Raw genomic sequence first — 21,838 nt, 5'->3', positions numbered from 1 at the left:
TCCCCGGGGCGCGGTCACGGGGCGTCCTCGCCGGGGGCCGGGACCGCGGCCTCGGGGGAGCGCCCGGCGACGGGGAGGATGATCGCGGACGGGTGGTCGGGGTCGTGGAGGACCTCCTGCCGGGCGGTGACCGTCCTCGTCGCGGCGGTGGCGAGCGGCTCGCCGGTGCCGGGGTTGGCGGCGACCTTGGGGTGCGCGCCGCTGGTGACATGGACCCGGACGCGGTGCCCGCGCTGGAACCGGTGGCCCGTGGGCCACAGGTCGACGGCGAGACGGAGCACCCCGCCGGTCCCGACCGGCCTCGCCGCGGCGGCGGGCAGGCGCAGGCCGCCCTCGCAGACGTTGCGGGACGTCCCGTCCGGGGAGACGTCGCAGAGCCGGACGACGAAGTCGGTGTGCTCGCGGTCGGAGCGGACGTACAGGTCGGCGCCGACCGGGCCGATGACGTCCAGGTCGGCGCCGAGCGGCGCGGAGGTGAACACCAGCACGTCCGGCCGCCGCTCCAGGGGGCGGTTGTCGACGGGGCGGGAGCTGCCGAGCAGGGTGGGGCCGCCGAGCGCGGGCGTCGGGCGGTCCGGGTCGAAGCGGTAGGCGCTGGGCGGGCCGCCGAGCGGGCCGTCCTCGCCGAGCCCGCCGCCGGCGTGCAGGTGCCAGCGCGCCCGCCGCATGCCCGGCGGAGGCCAGTCGCGGTAGTGCCGCCACTCGCGGGCGCCGGTGACGTAGACGCGGACGGGGTCGCGCCGCAGCCCGGACGGGTCGCCCTGCAGGTGGGCGCGGAACCAGGCGAGCGACTCGCGGATCGCCGGCAGGCCGTGGCGCGCGTCGGTGTGCCACCAGGGGCCGATCGTCAGGTACGGGGCGTGCCCGGCGGCGCGCAGCGCCCGGTAGTCCCTGACCATCCAGGGCAGGAACACGTCGTACCAGCCGCCGAGGAGGGTGGCGGGCGCGGCGACCTCGCCGACGGTGGCGCTGAAGTCGCGGGTGTCCCAGTACCCGTCGGCGTCCCCGTGGCCGGCGAGCAGGTCCTGGTAGAAGCGCATGGGCTCGCCGCCGGCCAGCACGTCCAGCTCGGCGAGCGGGCGGCCGGATCGGGCGGCGCGCTGGACGCGGCGCCGCGACGTCAGCGGCGCGGTCAGCATGCCGAGCCGCCGCTGCTGCCGGTGCGTGAGGTCGGTCCAGGTGAGCGTGGACTCCAGGGCGAACGACCCGCCCACGTAGGCGGCGTCCCGGAACGTGGACGCGGTGATCTGCAGCGACATCGCCTTCAGCTCGGGCCCGGCCTCGGCGGCGATCGCCCATGCCGCGTAGCCGAGGTAGCTCGGCCCGAACGCGGCGAACGCGCCGTGGAACCAGGGCCGGCGCTTCAGCCACTCGACGGTGGCGAGCCCGTCGGCGCGCTCGCTGCCGAGGGGGTCGAACTCGCCGCCGGACCCGGAGGTCCCGCGGGTGCTCTGCACGACCAGCTGGAAGCCGAACGGGACGAACAGCAGGCCGTTGGCGAGGGCGGCGGGGCCGCGGCGCCCGTACGGGGTCCGGACGAGGATCGTGGGGGGCCGCTCGACCCCGGCCGGGACGTACCGGTCGGCGAGGAGGACGACCCCGTCGGGCATGGCGACCGGCAGGTCGCGCTCGACGGTGTAGGGGGCCAGGCCGCGCGGCCACGGAAGCCCCGGCGGCCAGGACAGCCCCTTCGGCCGGGGCAGCCTGATCGGCGGAACGGGCAGTCGGTCCCAGGGCGCCATGCTGTCTCCGAACGCGGTCCGCTACTCCTAGTGAGATTACCGACACGTTCCGCCGGTCGAGCGTTCAGGTGCCGGTGACGAGCGCCCACGGGTCGGGCGCGGCGGCGAGCGCCGCGCCGAGGTCGTCGGCCCAGGCGGTCTCGCCGCCGTACTCCTCCCGCCACGACCACAGCCGCAGCGTGACCCGGCGCAGGGGGTGCTCCTCGGTGACGCCGAGCGCGCCGTGCACCTGGTGGGCGATCGCGGCGACCGCGCCCGCGGCCCGCGACGCGTTCGCCTTGGCGGCCGCCACCGCGACCGGGTCGCCGGGGGCGCGGACGGCGGCGCGCACCGCGACGTCCGCGACCGTCGCCTCCCCGGCCAGCTCGGCCAGCATCTGCTGGACGGCCTGGAACCGCCCGATCGGCCGCCCGAACTGCTCCCGCTCGCCCGCGTACCGGACGGACAGGTCCAGCGCCCGGGCCATCGCCCCCGTCAGCTGGACGGCCCGCGCCAGCGCGCCCCGCCGCCGCAGCTCGGCCGCGTCCACCGCGCACGGCGCCGCCTCCTGCGCCGGGACGCCGGACAGGACGACGTCGTCGCGCGGCTCGCCCGCCACGTTCGCGCCCTCGGTGATCTGCGCCCGCGCCGGATCGACGACGGCGACGAATCCGCCGCCGAGGACGACCAGCGACCGCGCGGAGCGCGCCCACGGAACCCGGCGGAACGTCCCGCTCAGGACGGGGCCGCCGGGGGCCTCCGCCCTCTCGGCGTCGCCGGACATGACGGTGAGGGCGCCGGGCGCCGCCCGCAGCCCGGCGCCGGCGAGCAGCCGCCCGGCCAGCAGCGTCTCGGCCAGCGGCACGGCCGCGGCGTGGTACCCGGCCGCGCGCAGGACGGCGGCGGCGTCGGCGAGGTCCCCGCCGCTGCCGCCCGCCTCCTCCGGCACCCCGGCCAGCGCCAGACCGGACTCCTCCAGCGCCGGCCACGGGTCGTCGCCGGCGAGGATCTCGTTCGCGGTCTCCTCCAGAAGCCCCATCAGCGCACTCCCAGCCCGCGGGCGACGATGCCGCGCAGGATCTCGTTGGTGCCGCCCCGCAGCGTGAACCCGGGCGCCTGGACGACCGACTCCGCCAGCGCGCGCGCCAGCGGGTCGGGGGAGCCGGGATCGGGTTCCACGCCCGCGTGTTCGCGCGCCGCCTCGACGACCTCGCGCTCGAACCGCGTCCCGAGGTCCTTGACGAGGGCCGCGGCCAGTTCGGGCGTCTCGCCCCGGGCGAGTGCCCCGGCGACCCCCAGCGACGCCTGCCGCAGCGCCCAGAGCCGCGCGGTCAGCCCGCCGAGCGCCCGCCGAGCCGCCGGGCCCGTGGCGCGGCCGTGCAGGAGCCGGACGAGCAGGAACGTGCTGAGCAGCCGCTCGGGGCCGCTGCGCTCGTAGGCCAGCTCGGCGGTCACCTGCCGCCACCCGTCCCCGGCGCGGCCGAGGACGAGGGCGTCCGGCACGAACACGCCGTCGAGCACGACCTCGTTGAAGTGGTGCTCGCCCGACAGCCCCCGGATGGGCCTGACCGTCACGCGGTCGTCCGGCAGGGGCACGATGAACTGGCTGAGGCCCGCGTGCCGGTCCGCCGTGCGGGGCGCGCTCCGGGCCAGGACGAGGATCGCGTGCGCGAGATGGGCGCCGCTCGTCCACACCTTGGCGCCGTGCAGCCGCCATCCGCGCCCGTCGCGCTCGGCGCGGGTCCGGACCGACGCCAGGTCGGACCCGGAGTCGGGCTCGCTCATCCCGATCGCGAAGAAGCACGCGCCGCGCGCGATCGCCGGCAGGAACCGCCTCCTCTGCTCCTCGGTGCCGTGGGCGAGGATCGACGGGCCGGTCTGCCGGTCGGCGATCCAGTGCGCCCCCACGGGGGCCCCGGCGGCCAGCAGCTCCTCGACCACCACGAACCGCTCCAGCGGCGAGCTCCCGTGCCCGCCGTAGCGTTCGGGGAGCGTCATGCCCAGCCAGCCGCGCTCGCCCAGCAGCCGGCTGAAGGCGGGGTCGGCGCCGGTGAGCCAGCTGTCGCAGCGGGCCGTGAAGGGCGTCTCGGCCAGGAACTCCCGCACCCGGGCCCGCAGCTCGGCGGTCTCGGGCGGGAGCGTGCCGGGGGTCAGGCCGGGCAGTGCCGCCACATGCGCCTCCTCTGTCCAGGGGGGACGTTACAGACGTGCTCCAACCCCTCGGTCAGCGGCCCTTTACAGGAGGCCGTCTGGCGGGGCGGACGGTTCTCTGCGATCGTTGTCGTCCTGCACAGAACTCCGCAGGGGGGAAGACATGTGGCCCGGGTCCAACCCGCCGATGGGACCGCCGCCGCCCGTGGGACCGGGTCAGCCGGGACCGGGCTGGGCGCCGCGGCAACGGCGCGTCGGCCCGAGCGCCGGGTGGTACGCGCTGCCGATCGCCCTGGTCCTGGTCGCCGTCATCGGGTTCTTCACGACGCTGGCGGTCCTGTGGGACGACTCGGAGGTCGCCGAGGGCCCGTCGGCGGCGGGCGACCCGGCTTCCGGGGTCACCGTGCGGCTCACGGAGGGCTACGGCTACTTCGTCTACGTCCGGGAGGGCGGCCCGACCCCGTACGCCTGCCGGGTCGAGGCGGGGGAGCGGTCCGGGCCCGTCCCGCTCACGCGGAAGAACTCCTGGAGCGCGTCCGACCACGCCTCCTACCGCTACACGGCCACGTTCAAGGCGCCGGTGTCGGGTGACGCCCGGCTGACGTGCCGGGGCGCCGACGGGCCGATCCTCGTGACGCCCGACGACACCGCCCACGGCTACCTCGGCCTGGCCCTGCTGGCCGCGCTCGGGCTCGGCGGCCTCGCGGCCGTCGCGTTCGCCGTCACCTTCCTGCGGCGCGGCGGGGCCAAGCGGCGGGCCGCGACGACCGCGGGCCCCTACCACTGACGGGCCCTACCACTGACGGGCCCGGCTCACGACGTCAGCTCGCGCTCCAGGGGGGTGCGGAACCGGGGGATCGCGCGGACGTCGCCGTACCACTCCGCCATGCGCGCCGCCTCCCGCTCGACGGCCGCCTCGGCGTCGGCGCCGGCGTCCTCCAGGAGGCGGACGGCGATCTCGCCGTCCTTGCGCTGCGCCCACCCGCCGACGATCCGGCCGTCCCACCAGACCGACGGCCCGATGTTGCCGTTGCGGTCGAACAGCCGCGGGCCGTGCGCACCGAGGAACCAGCCGCGCTCCCGCCAGCCCATCGGGGTCGGGTCGAGCGCGGGCAGCAGCGCCGCCGACGGCTCCGGCGCGGCGACGGGCTCCAGGTCGTCGCCCAGGACGAGGCCCGCGGCGCCGTCGAGGTCGACCTCGGTGACGTCCAGGAGCGCGAGGGCCTTCCTGACGTCGGCGGCGCTCCAGCCCGTCCACCACTTCAGGTCCGAGACGGGCGCGGGCCCGAACGCGCGCAGCCAGCTGCGGACGAGGTCGGCGCGGGCCTCCTCGGCCGGGACGTCCTCGATGCCGCCGGGCAGCCACGTCTCGACGGGGGACCACACGTACTGGCTGCTCGTCCACGACCCGTTGGGCCGCCCGCGCACGATGCGGCCCTCGCAGCCGAGCGTGACCAGGACCCAGGTGGTGATGCTCGTGGGCCGCGAGTAGGACTTGCCGGGCGCCGGGTCGACCTGGGTGCGCAGCAGGGGCACGTCGGCGCTGAGCCGGGCGCCCGTGGCCTCACCGCGCGCCAGCAGCGCCCGGTGCGCGGCCGCCTCGGCCTCGGCGAACAGGGCGGGCGCGTCGGCGACGTCGGCGCCGCGCTCGATCATCCGCGTGTAGGTCGCGCGCTGCCTGGCCGCCAGCCCGTTCGCCGTGGACGCCTGCAGCACCGGGACGAGGTCCGTCGGCGCGACGAACATCGTCCGGCGCATCGCGAGCATCCGCAGCAGCGCGCGGTCGTCGTACAGGGCCTTCTCGACCGCCGCCGGGACGGCGTGGACGCTGCGGGCCGCGACCGACAGGTGGACGGTGGCCGGGTCCGTGGCGTGCAGCACCACCAGGGACCGGACGATGTCGAGGACGTCGTCGGTCCTGGCCGGGACGCAGAGCCGGTGGCGGAGCGCGAGCCGGGCCCGGCGCTCCGCCGCGGTCATCGAACGCATGAGCGAATTCTAGACCCGGTCAGCCGTTGTTGGAGATCTTCACCACCACCTGGTCCCTGGTGACGGACTGCACCGAGACGTCGAAGCCCTCGGCCTGCTGCCCGTCCCCGGCCGGCACGGTCACCGTCTGCCCGCCGATCCTGAGGGTGACCATCTCGCCCTGCACGCTCACCAGCTCGGCCTTCACGCCGAGGATGGACGCGCTGGCGTCGACGCCGCGGTCGAAGGTCACCGTGCAGGAGTTGACGCCGCAGGAGGTCTTGCTGTTCTCGCCGCCGCACGCGGCCGCCGCGCCGAGGGGCAGCAGGACGAACGGGAGTACGGCCAGCTTCCGCCGAAGGGGAAAGGAGGTCGAGGTCATGCCGGGGAGTCTAAGCGGGCGGAGGCGCCGTCCGCGCCCTCCGCGAGGCGGATCCGCGGGAGGCGCATCCGGCACTGCGCGGTGAGCGGATATGGCACTGCGCGGTGATGGCGCTGGATCTCGGGATGACCTCGTGTTTCGCTGGACGCGTGAACGTCACTGGAGGGCTGGACGCCGCCGGAGGGCCGGGCGGGGACGACGACGCGGACGCGCCGATGCTCGGCCCGGTGGTGTGCGCCGCGCTCGGGATGGAGGCGCGCGCGATCCGGCGCGGCCTCACCCGGACGCCGGTCGTGGTCGTCGGCTACCGGGCGCGGCGCGCCGACCGGCTGCCGGCCGCCTGCGCCGCCCTCGTCGTCGCCGGGTTCGGCGGCGCGCTCGACGAGCGGCTGCGGCCCGGCGACGTCCTCGTCGCCGACGAGATCCGCGAGGACGGCTCGTGCGGGAAGGCGGTGCCGTGCGCCGCGCCGCACCTGCTCGCCGAGGAGATGATCCGGGACGGCCTGAGCGCTCAGGTCGGCCCGCTGGTCACCACCGACCGTCTCGTCCGGGGCGCGGAGCGCGCCCTGCTCGCGGCGCAGGGGGCGCGGCTCGCGGACATGGAGTCGGCTCTCGTCGCCGAGCGCGCCGGGACGCTGCCGGTGGCGGCCGTCCGCGTCGTCGTCGACGGCCCGCGGCACCCGCTGCGGCACCCGGGCATCGTCCGCCGGGGCCTGGCCGGGCGGCGGGTCCTGGAACGCCTGGGCCCCGCCCTGGAGCGCTGGAGCGCCCTGCTCGTGCGGGGCGAGGAGGGCACGAGCGAGGGGAGCGCCGCGGGCCGGGCCTGACCGCCCGTCAGCCGTGCCCCGAGCCGTGCCCCGCGCCGTGGCCGTCGTCCCCTTGGACGATCTTGCCGCCGAGGTCTCCGCGCAGCGACTCCAGGGTCTGCTGCTGGCTGACCGCCACCCAGCGCGCCCCGACCAGGTACGTCCCGCCCCAGGGCTTGGCCTCCTCCAGCCAGGCGTTCATGCCGTTGTCGGAGGTGAAGCTGAGCAGGACGTAGCGTCCCCGCGCGGTCTTGCAGTTCCCCTGCTCCAGATCCTCGACCTTGCGCTTCCCGGTCAGGGAGCAGTCCGTCTGCTGCGCCAGCTCGGCCAGGCTCGCCGGCTCGGCGTCCTTGCCGCCGGACGCGTCCGACCCGGCGGAGCAGCCGGCCGCCAGCGGCATCGCCAGCACGGCGGCGCACAGCGGCACCGTCTTCAACAAGCCGAGATGGTGTCGGGAAACCATCGCTCTTCCTCTCCGGGGTGAGACGCGCGATTCGAGGGAGGAATACGCGCCCCGCCCCGGAGGGGTTCATCCCGGCTCGGACGACCGCGATCCGGTGCACCGCGGCTTCAGGGACACCGCGGGCTTCAGGGACACCGCGGCCTTCAGGGCATCAGGCGGGCGCCGGCGGCGGCGCGGACGCCGGGCTCCTCGGCGCCGTCGTTGTGGAGGCGCTGCAACCGCAGCGACGTCTCGCCGGTGATCGGCGCGGTCCGGGCGGCCTCGGCCCGGACGCCCTCCTCGCAGTCCCACAGCCCTTCGACGGTGTAGGACTCGGCGGTGTGCGGGGCGGTTCTCGTCAAGGCGGTCAGGATGCGGGGTCTCAGATAGGCATAGGTGGATTCGGTCCAAGCGGTCTTCAACAGCGGGACGGCCTCGCCCGCGCGCAGCCGTCCCAGCCCCTCGATCGGGCTCGCGGCGTCGGCCCAGTCGCGCCGGGAGACGGCGGCGTTCAGCTCTTCCATCAGCAGGGGGATGTCCTGGCGGGTGCCGTAGCGGGCGAGGATGCGCAGCCCCATGTCCGCGCAGCCGCCGCGCTGCGCCGCCCACGTCCGCGCCCGCGGCAGCGTCTCCGGCCCGTACTCGCGCAACGCCCGGCACACCGCGCCCCCGAACCTGCTCGGCCGCTGGGGCAGCAGCTCCTCCGCGAGGTCCAGCAGGGCGAGCGTCCTGCGGCGGCCCAGCTCGAATATCGCCGCTATGGAGCCCTCGCCGCGCCTGCGCGCGAGATCCAGCAACTCGGCCTCGCTCTGCCCGTCCTTCCCGGCGGCGGGCACCATCGCGCGCCGCGCCGCCCGTCCCGCCTCCCGCTGCCGCGCGAGGGCGTCGGCCACCCGCGGCTGCCGCGCCGCCCACGCCTCGATCACCGGGTTGTACCGGCCCGGGACCAGCAGCGCCAGGTCCGCGTCGTCGCACCGCGCGGCGACCAGGGCGTCCAGCCCGACCGCGAGCGAGGGGTCTTCAAGATCGATGAGCTCGGCGACCGCGTCGAACCACTGCGCGCCCTCCTCGGCGTACCGGCGCAGCGGCGCGGCGGCCTCCCGCCGGCTCAGCCGCACCAGGTCGGCCAGCACGCCCAGCGCCAGGTCCACCCGCCACTCGTCGGGGTCGGTGTGGTCGGACGGATCGAACAGATGCTCCGCCACCGGCCCCACCGACAACTCCAGATCGACCATCAACCGGGCGTAGTACAGCCGCCGCGACTCGCACTGCCGATCCCAGCGCGGATCCCGCCGGACGCAGGCGTACACGTACTCGCCCGCGCCGGGCTTGTCCGCCGCGCGGCGCGCGGCCCTCCCGAGTCCACGCTGCAGTTGACCGTGCAGCGTGCCCGCCGATTCCAACACGACCTCGTTGCTCACCCCAGCAGAATGCGCACTGGACCAGATATCGGGCAAGTGCTTTAGCTTGCGTTTACCCAGGGAGCGGCCCTGTGGAACCTGTCACAGGCTCCGCTGGGCGACCCAGGACGCGTGCAGATCGGCGTACACGCCCGGCTCGGCGACGAGCTCGGCGTGCGGGCCGCGCTGCACGATCCGCCCCGCCTCGAACACGATCACCTCGTCCGCCGCCTCGGCCGTGGACAGCCGGTGCGCGATCGAGATCGCCGTGCGGCCCCGCGTCACGCCGTCCAGCGCCCGCTGGATCCGCACCTCGGTGGCCGGGTCCACGGCGGAGGTCGCCTCGTCCAGGACGAGCAGGTCCGGGTCGGCGATGTAGGCGCGGGCCAGCGCGACGAGCTGGCGCTCGCCCGCCGACAGCGACTCGCCCCGCTGCCCCACGGGCGTGGCGAGGCCCTCCGGGAGGCCGTCCAGCCAGTCGGCGAGACCCAGCTCGGTCAGCGCGAGGACGAGGTCCTCGTCGGAGGCGTCCGGGCGCCCGTACCGGACGTTGTCGGCGAGCGACGCGTCGAACAGGAACCCGTCCTGCGGGACCATGACGATCCGCTCGCGCAGCGACGAGAACCGGACGCGGTCCAGCGGCACGCCGTCCACGAGCACGCGGCCCGACACCGGGTCCATGAGCCGGGTGAGGAGCTTGGCGAACGTCGTCTTGCCCGACCCCGTCTGCCCGACGATCGCGACGCGGCTGCGCGGCGCTATGCCGACGCTGACGTCGTGCAGGACGGGCGGGCCGCCCGGGTAGGCGAACCCCACCGACTCGAACCGCAGATCGATGGGGCCGCGCGGCAGCGTCTCGCCCGCCTCGCCCGGGTCGGCGACGTCCGGGGCCGTGTCCAGCACCCCGAGCACCCGGCGCCACCCCGCGATCGCGTTCTGCGCCTCGTTCAGCACCTCGGTGGCCGTCTGCATCGGGCTGACGAACAGCGTGACCAGGAACAGGAACGCCACGAGCCGCCCGGCCGACAACTCCCCGGCGACGCCGAGCAGCGTCCCGGCGATGACGACGGCCGCGGTGGCGAGCGCCGCCACCAGCTCGCTGACCGGGAACGTGAGCGCGACCATCGCCTGCGCCCGCGTCTGCGCCGACCGGTAGGACTCCACCGTCTCGTCCACCCGGCGGCCGGTGCGCTCCTCCGAGGCGTAGGCGCGGATCACCGGGGCGCCCACGACCGACTCGCTGACCGCCGCCAGCAGGTCGCCCATCCGCTCCCGCACCCGCATGTACGCGCTCGACAGGATCCGCTGGAACCGGCGCAGCGCGAACGCCAGCGGCACGAACGCCACCCACACCAGCAGCGCCAGCGGCCACGAGTAGACGACCATCAGCACGCTCGCCACGATCAGCTGCCCGATCGACACGATGAACATCAGCCCGCCCGACTGCATGAACTGGCTGATCTGGTCGACGTCGCCGGTCACCCGCGACACCAGCGAGCCCCGCCGCTCCCCGCTCTGGGTGAGCATCGACAGGTCGTGGACGTGCCGGAACGCCCGCACCCGCAGCGTCGCCAGGCCGCCCTCGGACGTCCGGTACAGGCGGACGTTCATCAGGTAGGCGCACACGGCCGTCACCAGGACGGCCGCCGCGCACAGCAGCACCGCCGTCCGGATGAAGGCCAGGTCGGGGCCCTCCGGGCGGCCGAGGCCCTTGTCGATCGTCTGCTGGACGGCGACGGGCACCACCACACGCCCGGCCGTCGACACCAGCGCGAGCGCCAGCGTCCCGGACAGGCCGGCCCGGAACTCCGGCGTCAGCCGCAGCCCGCGCCGCAGCGTGCTGATCGCGCCCTCCGCCGCGGTGTCGCTCAGTCCCGGCGCGCTTCTCGGCTTCGATGCCGCCGTGTCGGTCACCGTCGTCATGCCAGGGCCTCCTCGCCGCCCTCGACCGCTTCCTGTTCCGCCTCGGCCCGCTCGTAGGCGTTGACGAGGTCGCGGTAGCCCTCCGAGCCGTCCAGCAGCTCCGTGTGGGTGCCGCGCGCGACGACGCGGCCGTGCTCCATGTAGACGACCTCGTCCGCGAGCGCGATCGTGGCCTTGCGGTAGGCGACGACCACGACGGTCGCGCCGCCGGCCTCCTCCGCCTGCGACTCCCGCAGGCTCTGCAGGATGCGCGCCTCCACCTGGGGGTCGACGCTGGAGGTCGCGTCGTCCAGGACGAGCAGCCGGGGCCGCCGCACCAGCGCCCGCGCCAGCGCGAGCCGCTGGCGCTGCCCGCCCGACAGCGTCGCCCCGCGCTCGCCGACCCTGGTGTCGAGCCCGCCGGGCAGGGCCGCGACGAACCCCTCGGCCTGGGCGAGCCGCAGCGCCTCCCAGACCCGCTCGTCCGGGACGTCGAGGCCGAGCGCCACGTTGCCGCGCACGGTGTCGTCGAACAGGAACGTCTGCTGCGGGACCAGGGCCGCCGTGGCCGCGACCCCGCCGCGCTCCACGTCGCGCAGGTCGACGCCGTCCAGCAGGACCGACCCGTCCGCCGGGTCGACCAGCCGGACGAGCAGCGACGTGAGCGTGGACTTGCCCGACCCCGTCGGGCCGACGATCGCGATCGTCCGGCCGGGCGCGGCCGCGAACGACACGTCGTGCAGGACGCGGCGCCGCGTCCCCTCGCCGCCGGCCGCCTCGTAGGCGAACCTGACCTCCCGGACCTGGAGCTCGGTCGCCGCGCCCGCGGAACCGTCCAGCGCGCCGTCCCCGAACGGCAGCGACCCCGTCGCGTCCAGGACGCCGCGGACCCGCTTCCATCCGACGACGCTGCGCGGCACCTCGCCCAGCACCCAGCCCAGCGCCCGGATCGGCCACGACAGCAGCGTGAACAGGTAGGCGACGTTCACCAGGTCGCCCGGCGACATCGCGCCCGAGTCCAGCCGCACCGACCCGATCAGCAGGACGGCCAGCACCCCGAGGTTCGGCAGCGCCTCCAGCACCGGATCGAACAGACCGCGGATGCGGCCGACCGCGATGTTGGCGTCCCGCAGCTCCCGCGCCCGCTCGGCGAACCGCTCGGTCTCCGCCGCCTCCCGGCCGAGGGTCTTGACCACCAGGCCGCCCTCGAAGCTCTCGTGCGCGACCTCGCTGACCTCCGCGCGCAGCTGCTGCGCGCGGGTCGCCACCGGGGACAGCCGCCGTTGGTACACCACGTTGATGAGGGCGACGGCGGGGAACACCAGGAACCCGACCGCCGCCACGACCACGTCGGTGACCAGGATCGACACCGCGGCGATCAGGAGCATGAACACGACGCCGACCGCCATCGGCAGCGGCGCGATCGGCGCCCACACCGCCTCGACGTCGGCGTTGGCGTTCGACAGCAGCTGCCCGGTCGGGTGCCGGTGGTGCCACGCCAGCGGGAGCCGCAGGTACTGCCTGGTCACCGCGCGGCGGTAGGACGCCTGGAGCCGGTACTGCATGAGGCCCGCGTAGAACCGGCGTCCCGCGACGCCGAGGGCCTTCAGCAGCGCCACCGCCATGATGAGGGCGGCGGCCCCCGCCAGCGCCCCGGCGGTCGTGCGCCCGGACTCGAACGCCGGCAGCACGACGTGGCCGGTCGCCCAGCCCAGCACCTGCGCGGTCCCCACGGTCATCGCCGCGTAGACGGCGCTCGCCAGCACCGACAGCGTGAACACCCGCGGCTCCGCCTTCACCGCCACCCACAGGACGCCCGAGCCCTCTCTCAGGACATGCGGGCTGACGCGTCTGGACGCAGGTGGCACGGCGACTCCTCGATCATGGCGGCGCCCCGAAAATGCCCCCTTGCGACCGCGGCGGGGGGTTTGTGGGGCCGGATATTGCCTACCATCCGGCGGGGACGCTTATTCCCGGTCGCCCGTCCGCGGCCTACGATCGGGCGATGAGCACGCCCGAGGACGGCCCCGCGCCGTCCGCCTCGAAGCAGGACGGCTCCGGCCCGGCGGACCCCGGCCCGGTCCGCCGCGAACGGCTGCTGCTGGCCGCCGCGCTGGAGGAGGCGGGACCGGAGGCGGCCACCGAGTGCGCGGGCTGGGACGCCCGCGACCTGGCCGCCCATCTGGTCGTCCGGGAAGGGCGTCCCGATGCCGCCCCCGGAATCCTGCTGCCTCCGCTCGCCTTCTATACAGAGCGGGTACGGCGGCGGACGGCACGCGCCGTGCCGTTCGAGCGGCTGGTGGAACGGTTCGCGCAGGGCCCGCCGAAGTTCTCCCCTTACGCCCTTCCCGGAGTCGACAAAAACGCGAACGCCGTCGAGTTCTTTGTTCACCACGAGGACATCCGGCGCGCACGTCCCGACTGGGATCCGCGCGACATCTCGCCGGAACTAGAGGAACTACTCTGGCGAAGGATAAAAATTGCCCGCTTTGTCCTAAGAAAAGTTCAGGTCGAGGTAACCTTCGTCCGCCCCGACGGCCGGGCCGCCCGGGTCTCCGGCGGCCCCCGCGGAGCCGTGCGCGTGCACGGCCCGGTAGGCGAACTCGTCCTGTGGGCACTGGGCCGCCGCGACGTCGCGAAGGTGCGCCTCACCGGCGCCACGGACACTGTCAAGACCCTGACCGAGACGGGTTGGAGTCTTTAACGGGCAGGTAACGGCACGGTTCGCCGAGAGGAGAAACGCAAGTCTTGCGGCTCCTCCGCTTTACGCGGAAGCGGTGATACGGTGGGACGGTCGGTTGCAGTCGTGGTTCTCGATCGTTCAAGACGCCCGCGAACTGATGGCAGCGGGCGTTTTGGCTTTTCCGGGACCGTACCGGGAGGCGAGAGCGTTCCGCAGTGACCGCACGGGCCCGCGAGGTGTGGGCCCAGGTTTTGCCGCAAGGAGAAAGACATGCCCCAGCAGGGCACCGTGAAGTGGTTCAACGCCGAGAAGGGCTTCGGCTTCATCGCCGTGGACGGCGGCGGGCCGGACGTCTTCGTGCACTACTCGGCCATCCAGAGTTCCGGGTACCGCACCCTGGACGAGAACCAGCGCGTCCAGTTCGAAGTGACGCAGGGTAACCGGGGCCCGCAGGCCGACCAGGTCGTCCCCCTGTAACGCCCGCCAGCCGTACGTGGCAGAGCCCGCCCCCCACCGCCAGGGGGAGGCGGGCTCTGTTTTATTGCGTTTTTCTCCTTCTTCGGGCCTGGCGGCCCTCCATCGTCGATAAACGCGGGCGATCGCTGGCATCGCTTCGACTCGCCTTGAGGCTCGCTGCGCGATCAGGTTCTCGCTTCGCTTGAACCTGCCTTTGGACGCGATCGCCACTTCTCAGGTAGGCGCGTGGTATCTCCGCCGGCCGAGGACCCCGCGCCCGGTCGTCCTTCGGGCCTGGCGGCCCTTGGGCTCACCTGGCCGAGTGGTGCGCGCTCGCCCCGGTTCTCGCAGGCTCGAACCTCGCCTCTGCACGTGGTCGTACTCCTGTGGGTTGTTGCGTGGTCGCTGAGTGTGCGGCTTGCGTGGCCGGTCGTCCTTCGGGCCTGGCGGCCCTTGGGCTCACCTGGCCGAGTGGTGCGCGCTCGCCCCGGTTCTCGCAGGCTCGAACCTGCCTTTGCGTGGGGGCGTTGTCTTGCGGGTTTGTCGGGTTGGGTTTCTTGGGGTGCGGCCGGCTTGGGGGTCGGGGCGGGGGGCTGGGGGGCTGCAATAAACTTGCGGTTATGTCCGTGGGAACGTCTGGATTGGGCTCCTCTGTGTGGGGGGTCTTGTGACGCCTGGGCGTGAGCGTGGGGTGGCGGCGGTGGTTTGTGCTGCGGGGGCCGGGCTTGCGCTCCTTGCCGCTGGGCGTAGCTGGGCCACTGTTCGGGCACAGGACGCCATCACGCCGTTCGCGCTTCAGTTGACCGGTGGAGACCTTGGTGGTGCGGCCGGTGCGCTGGGGTGGGCCGGACTGGCCGGGCTTGCTGCGCTGATGGCCACTCGCGGGCGTGTTCGTGCGGGTGTCGGTGTCCTTATCGCCTTGTTCGGTGTGGGGATCGCCTATGCGTCCACGGTGAGCGTGCAGCGGTCCAGTGTGCTGGCGGCCGCCGGTGACAAGAGCGCGTTGTTGAGGCTTGGCGCGAATCCGGTGTTGGACGTGAACCTGTGGTGGCTGGTTTCGGTCACCGGTGGGGTCGTCCTGGCCGTGGGCGGGATCCTCACCGTCGTGCGGGGGGCGCGTTGGCCCGGCATGTCGGCCCGTTACGAGCGCAGCGCGCCGCGCAAGCCGGCGGAGGACGATTCGTCCGCCTTGTGGAAGTCGCTCGATCGAGGCGAGGACCCGACCGCGCACGAGCGGTCGTGAGCGCCGACGGTGGCGGGGTCGTGCTCGTGATCGAGCACGACCCCGCCGTCGCCGAGCTGGAGCGCCGCTACCTCGCGCGGGAGGGCTTCGACGTCGAGATCGAGGCCGACCCCCTGCGGGCGCCCGCCGCGGCCCGGCGCCGGCGACCCGACGTCGTCGTCCTGGACCTGTCCACCTGCGCGCTGCCCGTCGACCTGTACCGCCGCGTCGCCGACGTCGTCCGGCCCGCCCCCGTCGTCGCCGTCACCGGGCCCCTCGACCCGGCGATCGCGCGCGCTCTCGGCGACCACCGCGTCGACCGGCCCTTCGGGCCCCGCGTCCTCGTCGCCGCCGTCGCCGAGGCCCTGCGCGACGGCGGCCGCGCGGAGGCGCCCGGCCCCCTGCGGGCCGGCCGCGTCGCCCTCGACCCCCACGAGCGGGCGGCCGTCGTGGGGGACCGCCGCGCCGCCCTCACCGTCACCGAGTTCGACCTCCTGGAGTTCCTGATGGCCCACCCCGGCCGCGTCTTCACCCGCGAGCAGCTGCTCGACGCCGCGTGGGGGCCGGGGGCCGGGGCCGGGAGCCGCACCGTCGACGTGCACGTCGCCCAGTTGCGGGCCAAGCTCGGCGAAGGCAGCCCCATCCGGACGGTGCGCGGCGTCGGCTACGTCCTGGACGCCTAGGGTGGACGGTGTGACTCGCGTATCCGCGCGCTCGCGGGCGCTGGCGCCCCAGGCGGCGGTGCTGGCCGGGGCCGCCGGCGCGGTCCTGGTGATCGCGTTCCGGGCGGACCCCAACGAGCCGGGGCACTATCCGGGCTGCCCCTTCCTGGCCCTGACCGGCTACTACTGCCCCGGGTGCGGGATGACGCGGCTTGTCTACGCCCTGGCGCACGGGCACGTCGGCGCCGCTTTCGGCCTCAACCCGCTGCTCTTCGTCCTGCTGCCGGTCTTCGGATACCTGTACGTGCGGTGGACGGTCAGGACCGCGCAGGGCCTGCCCATGCGGTCCGCCCTGTTCACGCCGGCCGTCGCGTATTCGTTCGTCGGCCTTCTCATCGTCTACTGGATCGTGCGCAACCTGCCGTTCGCGCACGTGCTCGCGCCCTGACACGCGCGGCCCGGCCGGCGGCGAGCCCGGACGGCCCTCCCGGGTGCGGGACGCGTCGGAGGGGGCGGCTACGATCGGTGCACGGAACGACCTGAAATAGGGGGCCTGCGACCTTGAGCGTTTTGGACGAGATCATCGAGGGCGTCCGGGCCGATCTCGCCGACAGGCAGCGCGAGGTCCCGCTCGACGCCCTCAAGGAGCAGGCGGCGAAGGCCCCGGCTCCCAGGGACGCGCTCGGCGCGCTGCGCGGGCAGGGCGTCTCGGTCATCGCCGAGGTCAAGCGCAGCAGCCCGTCCAAGGGCGCGCTCGCCGCGATCGCCGACCCCGCCGCGCTCGCCCGCGACTACGAGGCCGGCGGTGCCAAGGTGATCAGCGTGCTGACCGAGCGGCGCCGGTTCGGCGGCAGCCTGGCCGACCTCGCCGAGGTCCGCGCCAACGTCGACGTCGCGCTGCTCCGCAAGGACTTCATCGTCACCTCCTACCAGCTGTGGGAGGCCCGGGCCGCGGGCGCCGACATGGCGCTGCTCATCGTCGCCGCGCTGGACCAGGACGCCCTGGTCTCGCTGGTCGAGCGCGCCGAGTCGATCGGGCTCCTCCCGCTCGTCGAGGTGCACACCGAGGAGGAGGCGGCCCGCGCGGTCGACGCGGGCGCCAAGGTCATCGGCGTGAACGCCCGCGACCTGCGCACGCTGCAGGTCGACCGCGGCGTGTTCGCCCGGGTCGCGCCCCTCATCCCCAAGGACGTCGTGAAGGTCGCCGAGTCCGGGGTGCGGGGCCCGCACGACCTGCTCGCCTACGCCTCCAGCGGCGCCGACGCGGTGCTGGTCGGGGAGAGCCTCGTGATCGGCAAGGACCCGCGCGCCGCGGTCGCCGACCTCGTCGCCGCCGGCGCCCACCCGGCGCTGCGGCAGAGCGGCTGAGGCACCCCGGCGACGAGTGGATAGGCTTACGGGCATGCAGGTCGAACCGCTCCGGGAGCGATGGCGGGGCTAGTCCAGGACCCCAGTGACCGGATCAGCCGCTTCTCCCACGACAGGACGCGTTTTCTCATGACCATGGACACCGCCGCGCGCGGTGCTGGAGCCCTGCCCGACGCCACGGGCCATTTCGGCCCCTTCGGCGGCCGGTTCGCCCCCGAGGCCCTGATGGCGGCCCTGGACGAGCTCGCCCGCGAGTTCGAGACCGCCAAGAACGACCCCGCGTTCACCGCCGAGCTGGAGGACCTGCTCGCCGGCTACGCGGGGCGGCCCAGCCTGCTGACGGAGGCCAGGCGGTTCTCCGAGCACGCCGGCGCCCGGGTGCTGCTCAAGCGGGAGGACCTCAACCACACCGGCTCGCACAAGATCAACAATGTGCTCGGCCAGGCGCTGCTCGCCCGGCGGATGGGCAAGACCCGCGTGATCGCCGAGACCGGCGCCGGCCAGCACGGCGTCGCCACCGCCACCGCCGCGGCCCTGCTCGGCCTGACCTGCACCGTCTACATGGGCGAGGTCGACACCGAGCGGCAGGCGCTCAACGTCGCGCGGATGCGGATGCTCGGCGCCGAGGTGGTCCCTGTGCGGACCGGCAGCCGCACCCTCAAGGACGCCTGCAACGAGGCGTTCCGCGACTGGGTCGCCAGCGTCGACGACACCCACTACTGCATCGGCTCGGTCATGGGCCCGCACCCGTTCCCGGTGATGGTCCGCGACTTCCAGCGCGTCATCGGCGTCGAGGCCAGGCGGCAGTGCGTGGAGATGACCGGCGCCCTCCCGGACGCCGTGGTCGCCTGCGTCGGCGGCGGCTCCAACGCGATCGGCGTCTTCCACGCCTTCGTCGGCGACGCGTCCGTCCGGCTGATCGGGTTCGAGGCGGGCGGCGACGGCGTCGCCACCGGCAGGCACGCCGCGACCCTCGTCGGCGGCTCCCTCGGCGTCATCCACGGCATGCGGACCTACCTGCTGCAGGACGACGACGGCCAGACCCTCGAAACCCACTCGATCTCCGCCGGGCTCGACTACCCCGGCGTCGGCCCCGAGCACTCGTGGCTGCACGACACCGGCCGCGCCGAGTACCGCGAGATCACCGACGCCGAGGCGATGGAGGCGTTCGCGCTGCTCTGCCGCACCGAGGGCATCATCCCGGCGATCGAGTCCGCGCACGCGCTCGCCGGCGCGCTCAAGGTCGGCAAGGAACTCGGCCCGGACGCCGTGATCCTCGTCTGCCTGTCCGGACGGGGCGACAAGGACATGCACACGGCCGCCACCTTCTTCGGCCTGATGCCCGAGGGAGAGAACGCGTGAGCGTCCAGACCGCCTACGACAAGGCCAAGGCCGACGGGCGCGCCGCTCTCGTCGGGTACCTGCCCGCCGGGTTCCCCAGCTACGAGGGGGCCGTGGAAGCGGCGCGGACGATGGTGGACGCGGGCTGCGACGTCATCGAGATCGGCCTGCCCTACACCGACCCGATGATGGACGGCCCCACCATCCAGGACGCCGTCCACCGGGCGCTCGTCGGCGGGATCCGCGTCGCCGACGTGTTCCGCACGGTCGAGGCCGTCGCCGCCACCGGCGTCCCCGTCCTCGTCATGACGTACTGGAACCCCGTCGACCACTACGGCGTCGACCGGTTCGCCCGCGACCTCGCCTCCGCGGGCGGATCCGGCCTGATCACGCCCGACCTCACGCCCGAGGAGGGCGGGCCGTGGCTGGAGGCGTCCGACGCCCACGGCCTCGACCGGGTGTTCCTCGTCGCGCTCAGCTCCACCGACGAGCGCATCGAGACGATCACCCGGGCGTCCCGCGGCTTCGTCTACGCGGCCTCGCTGATGGGCGTCACCGGCGCCCGCTCCGCCCTCGACACCGGCGCCCCGCGCCTGGTCGAGCGGACCCGCGCCGTCGTGGACAAGGCCGGCACGGGGCTGCCGGTCGGTCTCGGCCTCGGCGTCGGCACCGGCGCCCAGGCGGCCGAGGTCGCCGGGTTCGCCGACGGGGTGATCGTCGGGTCGGCGTTCATCCGCCGCCTGCTGGACGCCCCCGACCTCGCCTCCGGCCTCGCCGGGGTCCGGGCGCTCACCGAGGAGCTCGCCGCCGGCGTCCGGCACGGCCGCTGATCATTCCGGACAGCCCCGGGCGTCCGCGCGGGACCGGCGAAACCCGGCCCCGCGCGGACGTCCCGGCAGGTCGCGGGAACTCGCCGTGCCCTCGCCCGAGTTGAAGGCTTGTGGGGCCGCCGGCAGCCAATAGGGTGTGGTCGCCGGCAGAGGCGGTCCCGGGAGGAACACGATGACGCAAGAGATGACGGTGAAGAGCCGGTCCGGGGCCCCGAGGCAGCCGCTGCCCCCCGCGTGGCTCCAGATCGCGGCGTGGGTGCTGACCCTCGCCGGGCTCGGCATCTCGGTCTACCTCACGATCTCGCACTACGACGAGGGCGCCCTGGTGTGCTCGGCGTCCAGGACGGTGGACTGCCACGCCGTCACCACCAGCGAGTACTCCACCCTGGCGGGCGTTCCGATGCCGCTGTTCGGCCTCGCGTTCTTCGTGGGGTTCGGCGCCCTGATGACGCCGTGGGCGCTGCGGTCGACCTGGCCTCCGCTGCGCTGGGGACGCGTCGCGTCCGTCGCGGTGGGCGTGCTGTTCGTGGTCTACCTGGTCACCGTGGAGCTGGCGCTCCTGCACAAGATCTGCCTGTGGTGCACCGGCGTCCACGCCATCACCGTCCTGCTGTTCCTCCTCGTCCTGGCCGACGAATTCCGGCGGGTCGGCCAGGTCGACTAGTCTCGCCGTCGTAGCGCGCCGCACGGTGCCGGCGCGCGTCCGCACGCTTAGGAGAACCAATGAGCAAGGCCGCACGAGAGCGGTCCGCGAGGGAGCGCCTGGCCGCAGAGCGCAAGCGGCAGGCGGCGCGGGAGAAGCAGCGGCGGCTGCTCACCATCGTCCTCGGGTCGGTGGTGGCCGTGGCGGTGATCGTGGTCGCGACCGTCCTCATCATCGACCAGAAGAACAAGAACGGCCGGGCCGAGGTGCACCAGGGCGCGCTCGCCCCCGTCAGCCGCCAGGCCGACGGCTCCGTCCTCATGGCGCAGTCCGGGGTGAGCAAGCCGGAGCTGGAGATCTTCGAGGACTTCCAGTGCCCGATCTGCAAGCAGTTCGAGGGCGCGACCGCCAAGACCGTCCAGCAGCTCGCCCAGCAGGGCAAGGTCAAGGTCGTCTACCGGCCGTTCCACCTGTTCGGGCAGCAGAAGGACCCCGTCCGCATCAACTCCCTGCGCTCGGCCGAGGCGGCGCTGTGCGTGCCGGCCGGCCAGTGGGTCTCCTACCACGACGCGCTCTTCAAGTTCCAGCCGCCCGAGGGCGAGAAGGGCTTCTCGCCCGACGACCTCGTCAAGTGGGGCAAGGACGTCGGCGTCACCGACGCGAACTTCGAGAAGTGCGTGCGGGACGAGCAGAAGAAGCCCATGGTCGACGCGATGACCAAGTACGCCCTCCAGGACCGCGGCGTCGAGGGCACGCCGAGCGTCTTCCTGAACGGCAAGCAGCTCGACCAGACGCAGTTCATGAACCCCGCCGGCCTGCGCGCCGCGATCGAGGCCTCGGCCGCCAGCAAGTGACCGGCCCCCTCAGGGACGCCTGAACGCCGAAGCGCCACGCCGCGCCGCCCCCTCCCGGGACGGCGCGGCGTGGCGCTTTCCCGCGCCCGGCCGATCCGCGCCCGCTACTCTCGTAGACGCTCACCAACACGGAGCGTGGCGATCGGGGGATCGATGAGCGAGCAGGGCAGGGAACCGTCCGCGCGCGAGCGGCTCGCGGGCGAACGGACGCGGGCCGCGGCCCAGCGGCGGCGCAGGCGGGCGCTGCTCGTCGTCCTCGGCGCCTTCACCGTGGCGGCGGTCGCGGTCGTGGTGGTCGTCGTCGCGCTGTCCCGGAGCGGCGGCGGGCCGTTGAAGAACTCCTACAAGGGCGCGCTGGCGCCCGCCGTCCGCCAGCAGGACGGGTCGGTCGCCATGGCGCAGCCGGGCGTCTCCTCGCCGGTCCTGGACGTGTGGGAGGACTTCCAGTGCCCCGCCTGCAAGGCGATGGAGGAGCGGGTCGGCGCGACGATGAAGGAGCTCGCCGCGCAGGGCAAGGTCAAGGTCGTGTACCGGCCGTTCCAGCTCTTCCAGCAGGACCCGCTGATGTCCAACTCGCGACGGGCCGCGAACGCCGCCGCCTGCATGCCCGCCGACCACTGGGTCGCCTACCACGACAAGCTCTACGCCGAGCAGCCGCCCGAGGGCGACACGGGCTTCTCCACCCGCGACCTCGTCAGGTGGGGCGAGCAGCTGGGGGTCGCCGACCCCTCGTTCGCCGCCTGCGTCCGCGGCGACCAGAAGATCAAGACCGTGGACCAGGCGAGCGCCCAGGCCGGCCGGGCGGGCGTCGACGCGACCCCGTACCTCGCGCTGAACGGCAGGAAGGTCGGCAACGACGCCCTGGCCTCGCCGAGCGACCTCAAGAAGGCCGTCGCGGAGGCCGGCGGCGGCGCGCCCGTCCCGGGGAGCACGCAGTCCGGCGGCACGGCGGGCGGCTCCGGCGCGGAGGCGGCGAAGATGACGATCTCGTCGCGGTCCTAGAGGAG

The 21,838-nt window shown here is 74.3% G+C and carries 22 protein-coding genes; 13 read left to right on the top strand and 9 right to left on the bottom strand.

Translation table 11 applies throughout. The features are described 5' to 3' along the window. Positions 1-14 precede the first annotated feature (14 nt). The 3 genes from ACQEU6_RS14215 to ACQEU6_RS14205 all read right to left on the bottom strand — a co-directional run bounded on the left by ACQEU6_RS14215 (position 15) and on the right by ACQEU6_RS14205 (position 3,893). On the bottom strand, positions 15-1,742 hold the full coding sequence (locus tag ACQEU6_RS14215; RefSeq protein ID WP_499332173.1) for a CocE/NonD family hydrolase: 1,728 nt from the start codon (positions 1,740-1,742) through the stop codon (positions 15-17). Positions 1,743-1,806: 64 nt separating this feature from the next. Beyond that, positions 1,807-2,760 carry an acyl-CoA dehydrogenase family protein gene (locus ACQEU6_RS14210; protein WP_499332169.1) on the bottom strand — a complete coding sequence of 318 codons (954 nt, stop codon included), beginning with the start codon at positions 2,758-2,760 and terminating at the stop codon, positions 1,807-1,809. Continuing rightward, positions 2,760-3,893: an acyl-CoA dehydrogenase family protein gene (locus tag ACQEU6_RS14205; protein WP_499332167.1), complete on the bottom strand. Its 1,134-nt coding sequence runs from the start codon at positions 3,891-3,893 to the stop codon at positions 2,760-2,762. The genes ACQEU6_RS14210 and ACQEU6_RS14205 overlap by 1 nt, the downstream gene beginning before the upstream one ends. A gap of 184 nt (positions 3,894-4,077) precedes the next feature. Here ACQEU6_RS14205 and ACQEU6_RS14200 point away from each other — a divergent pair, with 184 nt between their 5' ends. Beyond that, positions 4,078-4,659, top strand: a complete 582-nt coding sequence (locus ACQEU6_RS14200; protein ID WP_499332165.1) for a hypothetical protein — start codon at positions 4,078-4,080, stop codon at positions 4,657-4,659. A 26-nt stretch (positions 4,660-4,685) separates the two neighbouring features. On the opposite strand, the gene ACQEU6_RS14195 is transcribed toward ACQEU6_RS14200, so the two are convergent. Then, the gene (locus ACQEU6_RS14195; protein ID WP_499332162.1) at positions 4,686-5,861 is read right to left on the bottom strand and encodes a winged helix DNA-binding domain-containing protein; all 1,176 of its coding nucleotides are present in this window, start codon (positions 5,859-5,861) and stop codon (positions 4,686-4,688) included. A 19-nt stretch (positions 5,862-5,880) separates the two neighbouring features. After that, positions 5,881-6,222, bottom strand: coding sequence for a hypothetical protein (locus tag ACQEU6_RS14190; protein ID WP_499332160.1), 342 nt, complete (start codon positions 6,220-6,222; stop codon positions 5,881-5,883). 149 nt (positions 6,223-6,371) lie between these two features. Here ACQEU6_RS14190 and ACQEU6_RS14185 point away from each other — a divergent pair, with 149 nt between their 5' ends. Further along, positions 6,372-7,049 (top strand): phosphorylase family protein, encoded by a 678-nt coding sequence (locus tag ACQEU6_RS14185; RefSeq protein WP_499332158.1) that lies wholly within the window; start codon positions 6,372-6,374, stop codon positions 7,047-7,049. Positions 7,050-7,056: 7 nt separating this feature from the next. On the opposite strand, the gene ACQEU6_RS14180 is transcribed toward ACQEU6_RS14185, so the two are convergent. From ACQEU6_RS14180 to ACQEU6_RS14165, 4 genes are all read right to left on the bottom strand, one after another. After that, a complete protein-coding gene (locus ACQEU6_RS14180; protein ID WP_499332156.1) occupies positions 7,057-7,467 on the bottom strand; it encodes a hypothetical protein in 411 nt (136 codons plus the stop codon). A 167-nt stretch (positions 7,468-7,634) separates the two neighbouring features. Next, positions 7,635-8,891, bottom strand: a complete 1,257-nt coding sequence (locus ACQEU6_RS14175; RefSeq protein WP_499332154.1) for a hypothetical protein — start codon at positions 8,889-8,891, stop codon at positions 7,635-7,637. An 81-nt stretch (positions 8,892-8,972) separates the two neighbouring features. Then, on the bottom strand, positions 8,973-10,793 hold the full coding sequence (locus ACQEU6_RS14170) for an ABC transporter ATP-binding protein (protein WP_499332152.1): 1,821 nt from the start codon (positions 10,791-10,793) through the stop codon (positions 8,973-8,975). After that, the gene (locus tag ACQEU6_RS14165) at positions 10,790-12,640 is read right to left on the bottom strand and encodes an ABC transporter ATP-binding protein (RefSeq protein WP_499332150.1); all 1,851 of its coding nucleotides are present in this window, start codon (positions 12,638-12,640) and stop codon (positions 10,790-10,792) included. Before ACQEU6_RS14165 ends, ACQEU6_RS14170 begins: the two co-directional genes overlap by 4 nt. A 137-nt stretch (positions 12,641-12,777) precedes the next feature. Here ACQEU6_RS14165 and ACQEU6_RS14160 point away from each other — a divergent pair, with 137 nt between their 5' ends. The 11 genes from ACQEU6_RS14160 to ACQEU6_RS14110 all read left to right on the top strand — a co-directional run bounded on the left by ACQEU6_RS14160 (position 12,778) and on the right by ACQEU6_RS14110 (position 21,833). After that, the gene (locus tag ACQEU6_RS14160; protein WP_499332148.1) at positions 12,778-13,476 is read left to right on the top strand and encodes a TIGR03085 family metal-binding protein; all 699 of its coding nucleotides are present in this window, start codon (positions 12,778-12,780) and stop codon (positions 13,474-13,476) included. Positions 13,477-13,725: 249 nt separating this feature from the next. Then, positions 13,726-13,932 carry a cold-shock protein gene (locus ACQEU6_RS14155; protein WP_018657218.1) on the top strand — a complete coding sequence of 69 codons (207 nt, stop codon included), beginning with the start codon at positions 13,726-13,728 and terminating at the stop codon, positions 13,930-13,932. A gap of 670 nt (positions 13,933-14,602) precedes the next feature. Further along, positions 14,603-15,154, top strand: a complete 552-nt coding sequence (locus ACQEU6_RS14150; protein WP_499332142.1) for a Trp biosynthesis-associated membrane protein — start codon at positions 14,603-14,605, stop codon at positions 15,152-15,154. Continuing rightward, complete coding sequence (locus tag ACQEU6_RS14145; protein ID WP_499332140.1) at positions 15,151-15,816, top strand: winged helix-turn-helix transcriptional regulator; 666 nt, start codon at positions 15,151-15,153, stop codon at positions 15,814-15,816. The genes ACQEU6_RS14150 and ACQEU6_RS14145 overlap by 4 nt, the downstream gene beginning before the upstream one ends. A gap of 10 nt (positions 15,817-15,826) precedes the next feature. Further along, on the top strand, positions 15,827-16,243 hold the full coding sequence (locus ACQEU6_RS14140) for a DUF2752 domain-containing protein (RefSeq protein ID WP_499332137.1): 417 nt from the start codon (positions 15,827-15,829) through the stop codon (positions 16,241-16,243). 113 nt (positions 16,244-16,356) lie between these two features. Beyond that, positions 16,357-17,163 carry an indole-3-glycerol phosphate synthase TrpC gene (gene trpC, locus ACQEU6_RS14135; protein WP_499332135.1) on the top strand — a complete coding sequence of 269 codons (807 nt, stop codon included), beginning with the start codon at positions 16,357-16,359 and terminating at the stop codon, positions 17,161-17,163. Between the two features lie 129 nt (positions 17,164-17,292). After that, complete coding sequence (gene trpB, locus ACQEU6_RS14130; RefSeq protein ID WP_499332133.1) at positions 17,293-18,525, top strand: tryptophan synthase subunit beta; 1,233 nt, start codon at positions 17,293-17,295, stop codon at positions 18,523-18,525. Continuing rightward, on the top strand, positions 18,522-19,334 hold the full coding sequence (gene trpA, locus ACQEU6_RS14125) for a tryptophan synthase subunit alpha (protein WP_499332130.1): 813 nt from the start codon (positions 18,522-18,524) through the stop codon (positions 19,332-19,334). The genes trpB and trpA overlap by 4 nt, the downstream gene beginning before the upstream one ends. A 172-nt stretch (positions 19,335-19,506) precedes the next feature. Further along, positions 19,507-19,998: a vitamin K epoxide reductase family protein gene (locus tag ACQEU6_RS14120; protein WP_499332127.1), complete on the top strand. Its 492-nt coding sequence runs from the start codon at positions 19,507-19,509 to the stop codon at positions 19,996-19,998. 59 nt (positions 19,999-20,057) lie between these two features. Beyond that, on the top strand, positions 20,058-20,831 hold the full coding sequence (locus ACQEU6_RS14115; protein WP_499332125.1) for a DsbA family protein: 774 nt from the start codon (positions 20,058-20,060) through the stop codon (positions 20,829-20,831). A gap of 135 nt (positions 20,832-20,966) precedes the next feature. Continuing rightward, a complete protein-coding gene (locus tag ACQEU6_RS14110; protein ID WP_499332123.1) occupies positions 20,967-21,833 on the top strand; it encodes a DsbA family protein in 867 nt (288 codons plus the stop codon). Positions 21,834-21,838 lie beyond the last annotated feature (5 nt).

Origin of the sequence: Spirillospora sp. CA-108201 (genome assembly GCF_050936235.1) — a bacterium.
In the GTDB taxonomy this organism is placed as follows: Bacteria; Actinomycetota; Actinomycetes; order Streptosporangiales; family Streptosporangiaceae; genus Spirillospora.
Note: the sequence above shows the minus strand (reverse complement) of the source record. Positions and strands in the feature narration are given on the sequence as shown.

Excerpts from the sequence above, each read along its gene's own strand:
- ACQEU6_RS14210 (WP_499332169.1), bottom strand. The coding sequence starts at position 2,760 with ATGGGGCTTCTGGAGGAGACCGCGAACGAGATCCTCGCCGGCGACGAC.
- ACQEU6_RS14195 (WP_499332162.1), bottom strand. The coding sequence starts at position 5,861 with ATGCGTTCGATGACCGCGGCGGAGCGCCGGGCCCGGCTCGCGCTCCGC.
- ACQEU6_RS14160 (WP_499332148.1), top strand. The coding sequence starts at position 12,778 with ATGAGCACGCCCGAGGACGGCCCCGCGCCGTCCGCCTCGAAGCAGGAC.
- ACQEU6_RS14115 (WP_499332125.1), top strand. The coding sequence starts at position 20,058 with ATGAGCAAGGCCGCACGAGAGCGGTCCGCGAGGGAGCGCCTGGCCGCA.
- ACQEU6_RS14120 (WP_499332127.1), top strand. The coding sequence starts at position 19,507 with ATGACGCAAGAGATGACGGTGAAGAGCCGGTCCGGGGCCCCGAGGCAG.
- ACQEU6_RS14190 (WP_499332160.1), bottom strand. The coding sequence starts at position 6,222 with ATGACCTCGACCTCCTTTCCCCTTCGGCGGAAGCTGGCCGTACTCCCG.
- ACQEU6_RS14155 (WP_018657218.1), top strand. The coding sequence starts at position 13,726 with ATGCCCCAGCAGGGCACCGTGAAGTGGTTCAACGCCGAGAAGGGCTTC.
- ACQEU6_RS14215 (WP_499332173.1), bottom strand. The coding sequence starts at position 1,742 with ATGGCGCCCTGGGACCGACTGCCCGTTCCGCCGATCAGGCTGCCCCGG.
- trpB (WP_499332133.1), top strand. The coding sequence starts at position 17,293 with ATGACCATGGACACCGCCGCGCGCGGTGCTGGAGCCCTGCCCGACGCC.
- ACQEU6_RS14170 (WP_499332152.1), bottom strand. The coding sequence starts at position 10,793 with ATGACGACGGTGACCGACACGGCGGCATCGAAGCCGAGAAGCGCGCCG.